Origin of the sequence: Lelliottia sp. JS-SCA-14 (assembly GCF_035593345.1) — a bacterium.
Lineage (GTDB): Bacteria > Pseudomonadota > Gammaproteobacteria > Enterobacterales > Enterobacteriaceae > Enterobacter > Enterobacter wanjuensis.
In genome coordinates, this window is sequence record NZ_CP141606.1 from 3,459,320 (window position 1) to 3,472,596 (window position 13,277).

9 protein-coding genes and 1 pseudogene are annotated in these 13,277 nt (G+C 53.4%); 6 read left to right on the forward strand and 4 right to left on the reverse strand.

The window, feature by feature from the left end:
- The first annotated feature begins 123 nt into the window (after positions 1-123).
- The 4 genes from purM to ppx all read left to right on the forward strand — a co-directional run bounded on the left by purM (position 124) and on the right by ppx (position 5,637).
- Positions 124-1,161, forward strand: a complete 1,038-nt coding sequence (gene purM / locus U9O48_RS16165; protein ID WP_282495498.1) for a phosphoribosylformylglycinamidine cyclo-ligase — start codon at positions 124-126, stop codon at positions 1,159-1,161.
- Positions 1,158-1,799: a phosphoribosylglycinamide formyltransferase gene (gene purN / locus U9O48_RS16170; RefSeq protein WP_285149805.1), complete on the forward strand. Its 642-nt coding sequence runs from the start codon at positions 1,158-1,160 to the stop codon at positions 1,797-1,799. The genes purM and purN overlap by 4 nt, the downstream gene beginning before the upstream one ends.
- Positions 1,800-2,031: 232 nt before the next feature.
- Positions 2,032-4,092 (forward strand): polyphosphate kinase 1, encoded by a 2,061-nt coding sequence (gene ppk1, locus U9O48_RS16175; protein WP_282495500.1) that lies wholly within the window; start codon positions 2,032-2,034, stop codon positions 4,090-4,092.
- A 3-nt stretch (positions 4,093-4,095) separates the two neighbouring features.
- A complete protein-coding gene (ppx, locus tag U9O48_RS16180; protein ID WP_282495501.1) occupies positions 4,096-5,637 on the forward strand; it encodes an exopolyphosphatase in 1,542 nt (513 codons plus the stop codon).
- 10 nt (positions 5,638-5,647) lie between these two features.
- On the opposite strand, the gene U9O48_RS16185 is transcribed toward ppx, so the two are convergent.
- Positions 5,648-7,885 carry an EAL domain-containing protein gene (locus U9O48_RS16185; RefSeq protein WP_285154427.1) on the reverse strand — a complete coding sequence of 746 codons (2,238 nt, stop codon included), beginning with the start codon at positions 7,883-7,885 and terminating at the stop codon, positions 5,648-5,650.
- A 368-nt stretch (positions 7,886-8,253) separates the two neighbouring features.
- Here U9O48_RS16185 and U9O48_RS16190 point away from each other — a divergent pair, with 368 nt between their 5' ends.
- Entirely contained in the window at positions 8,254-8,424 is a 171-nt protein-coding gene (locus U9O48_RS16190; RefSeq protein ID WP_282495503.1) for a YfgG family protein, read from the forward strand.
- Positions 8,425-8,968: 544 nt separating this feature from the next.
- Positions 8,969-9,094 (forward strand): annotated as a pseudogene (locus U9O48_RS16195) (MFS transporter); the annotation flags it as partial.
- Between the two features lie 263 nt (positions 9,095-9,357).
- On the opposite strand, the gene U9O48_RS16200 reads toward U9O48_RS16195, so the two are convergent.
- From U9O48_RS16200 to guaB, 3 genes are all read right to left on the reverse strand, one after another.
- Complete coding sequence (locus U9O48_RS16200) at positions 9,358-9,639, reverse strand: hypothetical protein (protein ID WP_285149803.1); 282 nt, start codon at positions 9,637-9,639, stop codon at positions 9,358-9,360.
- Between the two features lie 516 nt (positions 9,640-10,155).
- On the reverse strand, positions 10,156-11,733 hold the full coding sequence (guaA, locus tag U9O48_RS16205) for a glutamine-hydrolyzing GMP synthase (protein ID WP_285146928.1): 1,578 nt from the start codon (positions 11,731-11,733) through the stop codon (positions 10,156-10,158).
- A gap of 62 nt (positions 11,734-11,795) precedes the next feature.
- Positions 11,796-13,262 carry an IMP dehydrogenase gene (gene guaB, locus U9O48_RS16210; RefSeq protein WP_282495504.1) on the reverse strand — a complete coding sequence of 489 codons (1,467 nt, stop codon included), beginning with the start codon at positions 13,260-13,262 and terminating at the stop codon, positions 11,796-11,798.
- Positions 13,263-13,277 lie beyond the last annotated feature (15 nt).

Sequence of the window (13,277 nt, forward strand, 5' to 3'; positions counted from 1 at the left end):
AATGCAAAAATGTGTAAATTTTCAGCGACTTTTTTTGACCGCAGAATAGGCTCGCAAACGTTTGCCTGGACTGTTAGAATTGCGCCGATTTTTCTTACTATGCTATGCGTGGGGACTTAAGCCGTGACCAACAAAACTTCTCTCAGCTATAAAGATGCCGGTGTTGATATTGACGCAGGTAATGCGCTGGTTGACCGAATCAAAGGTGTGGTCAAAAAGACTCGCCGCCCTGAAGTGATGGGTGGTCTGGGTGGATTTGGCGCGCTGTGCGCACTGCCGCAAAAATATCGTGAGCCTGTTCTGGTTTCTGGCACTGACGGCGTGGGCACGAAGCTGCGTCTGGCGATGGATCTCAAACGCCACGACACCATCGGGATCGACCTGGTGGCCATGTGTGTGAACGACCTCGTGGTGCAGGGTGCTGAACCCCTCTTCTTCCTCGACTATTACGCCACCGGCAAACTGGACGTGGATACGGCGTCCAGCGTCATCACCGGTATCGCCGAAGGCTGCCTGCAGTCTGGCTGTGCGCTGGTCGGCGGCGAAACCGCAGAGATGCCGGGCATGTACCACGGTGAAGATTACGACGTCGCGGGCTTCTGCGTCGGCGTGGTAGAAAAATCAGAAATTATCGACGGCAGCAAAGTGGCCGATGGCGATGTCCTGATTGCCCTTGGCTCAAGTGGCCCACACTCGAACGGTTACTCCCTGGTGCGTAAGATCCTCGAAGTGAGCGGCTGCGACCCGGAAACCACCGAGCTCGAAGGCAAACCGCTGGCCGATCATCTGCTGGCGCCAACCCGTATCTACGTGAAAAACATTCTTGAGCTGATCGAGAACGTTGACGTTCACGCCATTGCGCACCTGACCGGCGGCGGCTTCTGGGAAAATATCCCGCGCGTACTGCCTGACAATACGCAGGCGGTGATCGACGAGTCCTCCTGGCAGTGGCCAGCCGTGTTCAACTGGCTGCAAACCGCGGGCAACGTCAGCCAGCACGAAATGTATCGCACCTTCAACTGCGGCGTCGGCATGCTGATTGCCCTGCCTGCCAGCGAAGCGGATAAAGCCGTTGAGTTGATGAAGGCGAAAGGTGAAAACGCGTGGAAAATCGGTATCATCAAAGCTTCTGATTCCGAACAGCGCGTGGTCATTGAATGAAAAATATTGTGGTGCTCATTTCCGGCAACGGAAGCAATTTGCAGGCAATCATCGACGCCTGCAAACAGAAACAGATCAATGGCACCATTCGCGCAGTATTCAGCAACAAGGCCGATGCGTTCGGCCTTGAGCGTGCGCGGGATGCCCATATCCCGGCGCACGCGCTGGAAGCCTCACAGTTTGCCAGTCGTGAAGCCTTTGACCGGGAGCTGGTGCAGGAGATCGACGCCTATGCGCCGGATGTCGTGGTGCTGGCCGGGTATATGCGCATCTTAAGCCCGGGTTTTGTCTCTCACTATTCCGGCCGTCTGCTGAACATCCACCCTTCTCTTCTGCCGAAATATCCGGGTCTGCACACCCACCGTCAGGTGCTGGAAAATGGCGACGAGGAGCATGGTACCTCCGTGCATTTCGTCACCGACGAGCTGGACGGCGGGCCGGTGATTTTGCAGGCCAAAATTCCGGTGTTTGATGGCGACGACGAAGACGACATCACCGAGCGCGTCCAGACGCAGGAGCACGCCATTTATCCGTTAGTGGTGAGCTGGTTTGTCGAGGGGCGTCTTGAGATGCGTGATAACGCCGCCTGGCTGGATGGCGTGAAGCTGCCCGCGCAGGGACATGCGGCGGACGAGTAGTCTGTTTTGCCCGGCGGCGCTGCGCTTGCACGGGCCTACGGTTTTTGTAGGTCGGGTAAGCGCAGCGCCACCCGACACGCCTTTATCCCCCACCAACCCCTTAAATTCCCCCAGAAAAAAAATTAACTGTCATACTTTTCTGGCACAGTTGGACATCTCGTGTCAAAGCTCGCCATAATAGAATCGAGACGGATTTGCTGCGTCCCGTGATTGAAACGGAGTGTAAGTTGTAATGGGTCAGGAAAAGTTATACATCGAGAAAGAGCTAAGCTGGTTGGCGTTCAACGAACGTGTGCTTCAGGAAGCGGCTGATAAAAGCAATCCGCTGATTGAGCGTATGCGTTTTCTGGGTATTTATTCCAATAACCTGGATGAATTCTACAAGGTCCGTTTTGCCGAACTGAAACGGCGGATCATCATCAGCGAAGAGCAAGGTCTGAACTCCCATTCACGCCATCTGCTGGGAAAAATCCAGGCGCGCGTCCTGAAAGCGGACCAGGAATTTGACGGTCTGTATAACGAGCTGCTGCTCGAGATGGCACGCAACCAAATCTTCCTGATTAATGAACGTCAGCTTTCCGCCAATCAACAAACCTGGCTGCGCCACTACTTCAAACACTATCTGCGCCAGCACATCACCCCTATTCTTATCAATCGCGAAACGGATCTGGTGCAGTTCCTGAAAGATGACTACACCTATCTGGCGGTTGAGATTATTCGCGGCGACTCCATTCGCTATGCGCTGCTGGAGATCCCGTCGGACAAAGTCCCGCGCTTTGTGAACCTGCCGCCGGAAACGCCGCGCCGTCGCAAGCCGATGATCCTGCTGGATAACATCCTGCGCTACTGCCTCGACGACATTTTCAAAGGCTTCTTCGATTACGACGCGCTGAACGCCTATTCCATGAAAATGACCCGTGATGCCGAGTACGACCTGGTGCACGAGATGGAAGCCAGCCTGATGGAGCTGATGTCCTCCAGCCTGAAACAACGTCTGACCGCCGAACCGGTGCGCTTTGTGTATCAGCGCGACATGCCGGACGCGATGGTGGAAATGCTGCGCGACAAGCTGACCATCTCCCGCTACGACTCCATCGTGCCGGGCGGGCGTTACCACAACTTTAAAGACTTTATTGGCTTCCCGAACGTCGGCAAAGCCAATCTGGTCAACAAACCGCTGCCGCGCCTGCGCCATATCTGGTTCGATAAATTCCGTAACGGATTCGACGCCATCCGTGAGCGCGATGTGCTGCTTTACTATCCGTACCACACCTTTGAGCACGTGCTGGAACTGCTGCGCCAGGCGTCGTTCGACCCGAACGTGCTGGCGATCAAAATCAACATCTACCGCGTGGCAAAAGACTCGCGCATTATTGATGCGATGATCCACGCCGCGCACAACGGTAAAAAAGTGACGGTGGTGGTTGAGCTGCAGGCGCGTTTCGACGAAGAGGCGAACATCCACTGGGCGCGTCGTCTGACGGAAGCCGGTGTGCACGTCATCTTCTCCGCGCCTGGTCTGAAAATTCACGCCAAGCTGTTCCTGATTTCCCGTAAAGAAGGCGACGACGTGGTGCGCTACGCTCACATCGGGACCGGTAACTTTAACGAGAAAACCGCGCGACTCTATACGGACTACTCGCTGCTGACCGCCGACGCGCGCATCACCAACGAAGTGCGTCGGGTGTTTAACTTCATCGAAAACCCGTACCGCCCGGTGAGCTTCGACTATCTGCTGGTCTCCCCGCAGAACTCGCGCCGCCTGCTGTACGCGATGATCGACAAAGAGATCGCCGCTGCGCAAAAAGGCGAACCGTCGGGTATCACCCTCAAACTGAACAACCTGGTCGACAAAGGGCTGGTGGATCGTCTGTATGCGGCCTCCAGCACCGGTGTACCGGTGAATTTACTGATCCGCGGCATGTGCTCGTTGATTCCAGAACTGGAAGGCATCAGCGACAATATTCGCGTGACCAGCATCGTGGACCGTTATCTGGAACACGACAGGATCTATATTTTTGAAAACGGTGGCGATAAACAGGTCTATCTCTCTTCCGCGGACTGGATGACGCGTAATATTGATTACCGAATTGAAGTCGCCACCCCGCTGCTGGACCCGCGTCTCAAGCAGCAAATCCTCGATATTATTGAGCTGCAACTCAGCGACACAGTGAAGGCTCGCTATATCGACAAAGAACTGAGTAACCGCTACGTGCAGCGCGGCAACCGCCGTAAAGTGCGCTCACAGCTGGCGATTTACGACTATATCAAATCACTCGAGCAACCTGATTAACCTATGCCGATAAATGATAAGACGCCACGCCCGCAGGAGTTTGCTGCGGTCGATTTAGGTTCTAACAGCTTCCATATGGTCATCGCCCGCGAGGTCGACGGAGCCATGCAGATCATCGGGCGCCTCAAGCAGCGCGTTCATCTCGCCGATGGTCTTGACGACAAAAATATGCTCAGCGAAGAGGCGATGGAGCGCGGCTTAGCCTGCCTGTCACTGTTCGCCGAACGCTTGCAGGGTTTTTCAGCGTCAAGCGTTTGCATCGTGGGCACGCACACCCTGCGCCAGGCGCTGAACGCGCCGGAGTTTCTCAAACGCGCGGAAAAAGTGATCCCCTACCCGATTGAAATCATCTCAGGTAACGAAGAAGCGCGTCTGATTTTCATGGGTGTGGAACACACTCAGCCGGAAAAAGGCCGCAAGCTGGTGATTGACATCGGCGGTGGTTCCACTGAGCTGGTCATCGGCGAAGACTTCGAGCCGAAGCTGGTCGAGAGCCGCCGTATGGGCTGCGTCAGCTTTGCGCAGATGTATTTCCCTGGCGGCACCATAAACCGGGAAAACTTCCAGCGCGCGAAAATGGCAGCGGTGCAAAAGCTGGAATCCCTCGCCTGGCAGTATCGCATTCAGGGCTGGAACGTTGCCCTCGGAGCGTCTGGCAGTATCAAGGCAGCGCATGAAGTATTGCTGGCGATGGGCGAAAAAGACGGGATTATCACCCCGGAGCGCCTGGAGTTACTGCGCGAAGAGGTGCTGAAACATAAAAGCTTTGATGCCCTGAGCCTGCCGGGCTTATCCGACGAGCGTAAAGCGGTGTTTGTGCCGGGCCTGGCGATCCTGTGTGGCGTCTTCGATGCGCTGGCAATCCGCGAGCTGCGCCTGTCCGACGGTGCATTGCGCGAAGGCGTGCTGTACGAAATGGAAGGCCGTTTCCGTCATCAGGATATCCGCAGCCGTACCGCGCAAAGCCTGGCAAATCAGTACAACATCGACCGTGAACAGGCGAAGCGCGTTCTGGAAACCACCACGCATATTTACGAGCAGTGGGAAGCGCAGAATCCGAAGCTGGCACATCCGCAACTGGCCGCTCTGCTGAAATGGGCAACGATGCTGCACGAAGTGGGCCTGAATATTAACCACAGCGGCATGCATCGCCACTCGGCCTATATTCTGCAAAACAGCGATCTGCCGGGCTTCAACCAGGAGCAGCAGACGATGATGGCGACCCTCGTGCGCTATCACCGCAAAGCGATCAAACTGGACGATCTGCCGCGCTTCACGCTGTTCAAGAAAAAACAGTTCCTGCCGCTGATCCAGCTGCTGCGCTTAGGCGTACTGCTGAATAACCAGCGTCAGGCCACCACCACACCGCCGACGCTGATTCTGAAAACCGACGACCATCACTGGACGCTCAGTTTCCCGCACGACTGGTTTAGCCAGAATGCGCTGGTACTGCTGGATCTCGAAAAAGAGCAGCAGTACTGGGAAGGGGTGACCGGCTGGTTGCTGAAAATTGAAGAAGAGCAGTCGCCGGACGTCGCGGCGTAATGCTCTGTTCTCAGGCGTCGGATGGCGCCTGAGAATCAATCAGTGTTTCAAGCGCCTCAGGTTTTCCAATCAAATACCCCTGCAGATAATCGATCCCCAGCGCATTCACCGCGCTGCGAATCGCTTCGCTTTCCACATACTCAGCCACCACCAGCATGTTCTTCATCCGTGCAAGATGGCACATCGACGCCACAATCTGGTAATCCAGGCTGTTGTCAGCGATGTTGCGAATAAAGCTGCCATCAATTTTTAGCATATCGGCATCGATGCTTTTCAGGCGCGCATAACTCGCGTACCCGGTACCAAAATCATCTATGGCAACCCGGCACCCCATCTTCTGCAGCTGTTTAACGGTCTGCCTGGCGAGATCGGCATTACCAAACCCGCTGCTTTCGGTGATCTCAAAGATCATCTGCCAGGCTTCGATGCCGTACTTTTTCAGTAGCCGGTGAACGTCGAGCGGGAATTGTGACCGGCAGATGGTTGAGGACGACAGATTTACGGCAAAACGCTGCCCTGGCAATCTGTCACGGTGCTCGGCCATAAATTGCAGCGTACGTTCCAGCACCCACAAATCGACGCGCGACGACAAACCAAACTCCAGCGCCACAGGCAGGAATTTATCTGGCGAGAGCAGCACGCCGTTCTCCCCTGGCATGCGTATCAAAATTTCGTGGTAATGATCGCCGCGGATCCCCTGCACCCGTTGCGCCATTAATCTGAATTCATCTTGCTCAAGCGCCCATTGCAGGCGGTTCATGATGGCAACTTTGTCTTTCAGCGTACGCTGCAGATGCATGGCGCCGCGCTGCTGAAGATTCTCAGGATGGTTAGTGGATAGCGACAAATCGGCAATGATGCTCAGCTCACCCAGCAGCAAATAGAGATGGTTCACCGGGGAGCGCACGCAGCAATAGCTCATGCCAACCTGCGGCTGCAGCGGCATTCCGTCCCAGATGAAGCGGAACTCTTTGATCTTCTTGTCGAGCTCTTCAATGCGCAGCGCGTGAGATTCAGTATTCAGCCGAATCGCCAGGTCGCAGCCCGAGAGCTGATAGACACACTCGTTCGGCTGGAGCGAACTTTTGAGCCACTCGGCCAGTTTTTGCTTGTACTGGATGCGCAGCAGCACGCCATAGTTACGGCCCAGCACTTCGAGCTCCGGAATACGCAGCATACAGAGCGCTGACCAGGGCGATTTCGTCAGCGCCCGCGTCATTGCGCGCAGATTCGGCATGTGAACGACCGGGTCGAGAAACGCCAGCCGTCTTGCGTGAAGGGTGATCACGCGCTGGCGCGTGGCCAGCATCGACATGTAAATCACTACAAAAGAGAACACCAGATAACTGGACGAGGTGATCGCCAGCTGGATGTCGTAACCCTGGCCCAACGGGATATAGCGGTAAAAATAGTGAATGGCGACCATCAGCACTGGCGTCCAGATAAGGGACATCAGCTTATAGCCAAACCGCATCGCGCCCCACAGCATCAGCGGCATCAGCAACGACAACGTATAGTTAGTGCTGAAAATGGTACTGGTATCGCTCAAGGGGATCAGCAGGAGAGAGAGCAAACCGCCCAGCGCCGCGAGCCAGAGGATAAATTCCGTTACGGTCACTTTCTTGTCGATCTGCGTTCGGATCTGTGAAATCAGCGCCCTTAAATAGCGCGGATGGCGGATGATCCGGATCAGCAGATAGCTCAGCGGCACGCCCGTCAGCCCACCCACCAGCAGCCCCTGAAAATTTACCAGAGTGCGTATGGTCAGCGGGTTCAGCCCCGCCATACTCTGGCGAGTCTCGTAGATCCCAAGATAGACCGCAAACTGAAACAGCACCAAAAACAGCGCCGACGGGCACAATACCTGCCAGAAAAGTCGTAGCGCCATGAGCTTTGCATCGCCGTAGGCCACCATATTTCGCGGAGGAGAAAACACGCGGTATCCGCCCCAGCTGAGCGTCAGGGGAACGATAAAATGACAGATGACCGCCGCCGTTTCAAAAATACCGCTCGTGGAGTGATAGCGAAGAAACAGCGCCAGAATGATACCCGGAAGGGCCGACAGGCCGAAAAACAGCAATAAGGTGAGCAGGAATGCCAGCGGCATGTAATAGAGGGCAATGATCCCGCCATTTAAGTGGGTATAGGTGCTGGCAAAACTAAATATGGGCAGAAAAATGACAGGCAAAATCAGGGGGAGCGCCCACCACCGGTCTTTGTGCTGCTTCAGGAATAATAGAGTGTTCATAGACGCCTGGTTGAGACCGTTTGATCCTGAGGGTAGTTGCAGACAGGCATCTAACCTGACGAGCTGACGCACACCGCTTTCATAGAGAGAACATCGTGGAGGGAGGATTTTAGTGATCAATGGCGGTTGAGAATTGATTTAAATCAACGCCAGCGCATTAAAAGATCAAATATTACAATTTTTCCTTGAGGTTTTCCGTTTTCTATCAATGCGGTAAATAATTGCATCGCTATCGATAACATCAACTAATTATTACACTGACGATTTTTTACACACTTCGTAATTGACCCTTGACGCCCACTGTGACTTAATAGTCCCATCGCCCAAAAGGGTATGCCCAGGAAAATACAGTGAGTCAGGCAACGCGTATGCACAAACGACATCGATTTAACACTCGAATGACCCGCATTATCTTGCTTATCAGCTTCCTGTTTTTCTTTGGCCGCTTCGTCTATTCCTCCATCGGTGCCTGGTACCATCATCAGGACAAAATCCAGTCTCAGCAGGTGAGTCAGCCGTTGGATGCTGCAATTCGGTAGTTTTCTCGCGTAGTAAATGAATCAGTTCTGTAATTCCATTGCTGTGAATTTTCTCATGGCTTAAGACGTTACCTAACTGACGATGCAGAATCGAGGTTTAACGATCTCACCGTTCGGCAGCTTTCTCGACCGCCATGCGTGGCACGGATCATACGCTTAATGGCTTCGATACAGCCCAATCTCATCACAGATGATCACCTCCAGACCATAACCGTTAAACCTGCCATCAATTAAATCCCGTGAGCCACTTCCTGATTCAAACGTAATCATGGGAAGTACGTGCAATGACTGCGGCGTTAATAGTGGAATATCTCGGTCCTGCGCCTACGAAAGTATCAGGACAAACTCTTCATCGAGCACTGACATCACCTCCAGTGCCCGATCGCTTGCCGGAAATCTGACCAGACGGTTCTCCTCCACGACCCGCACAACAACCAGCGTATTCCCTGTCGTAACACTGACGCATATTAACTGATAATTATCACGCACCTGCTTTTGCAACAATGGCACCTCCCTTGCTGAAACAGCCTGATATTGCGCTTGTGTGTTGTTGATTCCGGCGCAGCTTATGGCAGCGGTGTCGCCGTTTGCTTACGCATAGCTAAATTGGGAACTGGGTGTGTTCGGGGCAAGGAGGGTGGAGTGTGGATTAACAGTGGTGATTTTGGGCAGGCGGTGGTGATGGTGGGACAACCCTCTGGCAAGTCAGAGGGTTTTGGGTTAACAAGAGAAAACTATTCTTAAGCATCTCTTTAAATCGAAAATGCGACAAAGAAGCACATCGGTGATACCCGTAGGTTAATGAACATTTATATAATATATATCAACAAATTACGCATTTTCAATCGATAGCAAATTCTTTATCGCTTGAAGGTCATTCGTTCCTAACGAAGCGGTAATCACGCAAATAATTAAACAACATTATTTATTACATTATTTTTCTTGCAATTCTTTAATACGTTTCTCTTCTTCAAGTTTCCTGCGTTTCAGCCACAGGCTTAACACATTACCTTTTAGAGGGTTAACCTCCTCTGAAAAAGGTTCAAGTATTATAATTGTGAAAAAACCTATCCCAGAAACAATTGCCCCGCCGTAAAGAAAGAGCTCAACGTCCGACCTGGCAAGGTGGTAAACACCATCAACTAGAGCAAGAGAACAAAATAAAGCATAAATAGTAAGAATAAATAATGCTGCAATACGTAGTATTTTATACATATTAAAAACCACTAATTAACTTCGGCTGTGAATGTGTCGTGAAACTAATTTGTCAGATTCCGCCAGTTGACTATGTAACATTCGCGCTATACGCGATCCTTTTTGTCTATCTTGTCATTGTAACCAAGATTCCCATCTCCTAAACTCATTCAAGTTAAGGGTATTAAAAAGTAACAAGTTATTCTTTTATGCGTACTAGCATAGAACAATATCCAAACTCATTAATAGATCTAGATCTAAGATATTTTCACAACATCACAAAAATAGATATTTCTTTCGAACTTAGTTTATTCATAGAACTAATGAGCTCATTAAATACTCTTAAGCTGTTTTCAGTTACCGCATAGCTACTTAAATCATGTGCCTTGTATGACCTCAGCATTTAATTTTATTGGTGATTTCACAACAGATATGTAGTTATATACCTGCCATAAATATATAAAAACATAAGCGATTCAACTTGATATAAAAAACCCTCTGCCAAAGCAGAGGGTTCTGTGTGACTAGAGGTGTGATTTATTCCCACTCAATCGTCGCTGGTGGCTTACCGCTGATGTCATAAACGACACGGGAAATCCCGTTCACTTCGTTGATGATGCGGTTGGATACGCGGCCCAGGAAGTCGTACGGCAGGTGCGCCCAGTGGGCAGTCATGAAGTCGATGGTTTCGACAGCACGCAGGGAGACAACCCAGTCGTACTTACGGCCATCGCCCATCACGCCAACGGAGCGGACTGGCAGGAACACGGTGAACGCCTGGCTCACTTTGTTGTACAGGTCGGCTTTGTGCAGTTCTTCGATGAAGATAGCATCCGCACGACGCAGCAGGTCGCAGTACTCTTTCTTCACTTCGCCCAGCACGCGCACGCCCAGACCTGGACCCGGGAACGGGTGACGGTACAGCATGTCGTACGGCAGACCCAGCTCCAGACCGATCTTACGCACTTCGTCTTTGAACAGCTCACGCAGTGGTTCAACCAGACCCATCTTCATTTCTTTCGGCAGGCCGCCCACGTTGTGGTGAGATTTGATGACGTGCGCTTTACCGGTTGCGGAAGCTGCGGATTCGATCACGTCAGGGTAGATGGTGCCTTGCGCCAGCCATTTCACGTCTTCCAGACGCAGCGCCTGTTCGTCGAACACTTCAACAAACACGCGACCGATGATTTTGCGTTTGGCTTCCGGATCGTTCTCACCTGCTAATGCGGACAGGAAACGCTCTTCGCCTTCGACGTGAACGATGTTCAGACCGAAGTGGTCACCGAACATGTCCATGACCTGCTGGGCTTCGTTCAGACGCAGCAGACCGTTATCCACGAAGACGCAGGTCAGGTTTTTGCCGATCGCGCGGTGCAGCAGCATCGCAGTGACGGAGGAGTCCACGCCGCCGGACAGGCCGAGGATGACTTTATCGTCGCCAACCTGTTTGCGGATACGCTCAACGGCATCGTCGATGATTTTTGCTGGCGTCCACAAGGCTTCACACTGGCAAATATCGCGAACAAAGCGGTCCAGCATGCGCATACCCTGACGGGTGTGGGTCACTTCCGGGTGGAACTGCACGCCGTAGAAGCGTTTTTCTTCGTTCGCCATGATGGCAAACGGGCAGCTTTCGGTGCTGGCAACGGTCACGAAGTCGGACGGGATCGCGGTCACTTTGTCGCCGTGGCTCATCCATACGTCCAGCAGCGGTTTGCCTTCTGGGGTCAGGGAATCTTCGATGCCGCGAACCAGGGCGCTGTCGGTCAACACTTCGACCTGCGCGTAGCCAAATTCACGCTCGTTAGAGGACTCTACATGGCCGCCCAGCTGCATCGCCATGGTCTGCATGCCGTAGCACACGCCGAATACCGGAACACCTGCTTCAAACACGTATTGCGGTGCGCGCGGGCTGTTGTGTTCGGTGGTGCTTTCCGGGCCGCCGGAAAGGATGATGCCGCTTGGGTTGAACTCACGGATTTGTGCTTCCGTCACATCCCACGCCCACAGCTCACAGTAAACGCCGAGTTCGCGCACGCGACGTGCCACCAGCTGTGTGTACTGAGAGCCGAAATCCAGGATAAGAATGCGATGTTTATGAATGTTTTCCATTATTGACGCTAATTCCGAGGCAAGTGAAACAAAGCGCCCGGCATTGAGCCGGGCGCGGAAACTTATCAGGAGCCCAGACGGTAGTTCGGGGACTCTTTGGTGATCGTCACGTCGTGAACGTGGCTTTCCTGGATACCTGCACCGCTGATACGCACGAATTCCGCTTTAGTACGCAGCAGATCGATAGTACCACAGCCGGTCAGACCCATACAGGAACGCAGGCCGCCCATCTGCTGGTGGATGATCTCTTTCAGACGCCCTTTGTACGCGACGCGACCTTCGATACCTTCCGGTACCAGTTTGTCAGCGGCGTTGTCGGTCTGGAAGTAACGGTCAGAAGAGCCTTTGGACATCGCGCCCAGGGAGCCCATACCGCGGTAAGATTTATAAGAACGCCCCTGGAAGAGTTCGATTTCGCCCGGGGATTCTTCAGTACCGGCCAGCATAGAGCCCACCATCACCGCCGCTGCGCCTGCCGCGATCGCTTTCGCGATGTCGCCGGAGAAGCGGATACCGCCGTCGGCGATAACCGGAACACCGGTGCCTTCCAGCGCTTCTACCGCGTCGGAAACCGCAGTGATCTGTGGAACGCCCACGCCGGTTACGATACGGGTAGTACAGATAGAGCCAGGGCCGATACCCACTTTCACCGCGCTGCAACCGGCTTCTGCCAGAGCACGAGCGCCTGCGCCCGTTGCCACGTTACCGCCGATGATCTGCAGGTCCGGGTATTTCGCACGGGTATCACGAATACGTTGCAGAACGCCTTCGGAGTGACCGTGTGAGGAGTCGATCAGCAGAACGTCAACGCCTGCAGCAACCAGCGCATCCACACGCTCTTCGTTGCCCGCACCAGCGCCTACCGCAGCGCCCACGCGCAGACGGCCACGCTCGTCTTTACAGGCGTTTGGTTTACGTTCTGCTTTCTGGAAATCTTTAACGGTGATCATGCCGCGCAGGTGGAAGCTGCTGTCGACGACCAGTGCTTTCTCAACGCGTTTTTCGTGCATTTTAGCCAGCACGACTTCACGGGTTTCACCTTCACGCACGGTGACCAGACGCTCTTTCGGCGTCATGTATACGCTGACAGGCTGGTTCAGGTCGGTCACGAAGCGCACGTCACGACCGGTGATGATGCCAACCAGTTCGTTGTCTTCGGTCACAACCGGGTAGCCTGCAAAGCCATTGCGCTCGGTCAGCGCTTTCACTTCGTGCAGGGTGGTGGTTGGCAGAACGGTCTGTGGGTCGGAAACGATACCGGATTCATGTTTCTTCACGCGGCGAACTTCTTCCGCCTGACGCTCGATAGACATGTTTTTGTGAATAAAGCCGATGCCACCTTCCTGTGCCAGGGCGATAGCCAGGCGCGCTTCAGTCACGGTGTCCATTGCCGCAGAGAGCATAGGAATGTTCAGGCGAATGGTTTTCGTCAACTGCGTGCTGAGATCGGCAGTATTCGGCAGAACGGTGGAATGAGCGGGAACGAGGAGGACGTCGTCAAACGTCAGTGCTTCTTTAGCGATACGTAGCATGGGCAATATCTCTGA

Excerpts from the sequence above, each read along its gene's own strand:
- purN (WP_285149805.1), top strand. The coding sequence starts at position 1,158 with ATGAAAAATATTGTGGTGCTCATTTCCGGCAACGGAAGCAATTTGCAG.
- ppk1 (WP_282495500.1), top strand. The coding sequence starts at position 2,032 with ATGGGTCAGGAAAAGTTATACATCGAGAAAGAGCTAAGCTGGTTGGCG.
- ppx (WP_282495501.1), top strand. The coding sequence starts at position 4,096 with ATGCCGATAAATGATAAGACGCCACGCCCGCAGGAGTTTGCTGCGGTC.
- U9O48_RS16185 (WP_285154427.1), bottom strand. The coding sequence starts at position 7,885 with ATGAACACTCTATTATTCCTGAAGCAGCACAAAGACCGGTGGTGGGCG.
- U9O48_RS16190 (WP_282495503.1), top strand. The coding sequence starts at position 8,254 with ATGCACAAACGACATCGATTTAACACTCGAATGACCCGCATTATCTTG.
- U9O48_RS16200 (WP_285149803.1), bottom strand. The coding sequence starts at position 9,639 with ATGTATAAAATACTACGTATTGCAGCATTATTTATTCTTACTATTTAT.
- guaB (WP_282495504.1), bottom strand. The coding sequence starts at position 13,262 with ATGCTACGTATCGCTAAAGAAGCACTGACGTTTGACGACGTCCTCCTC.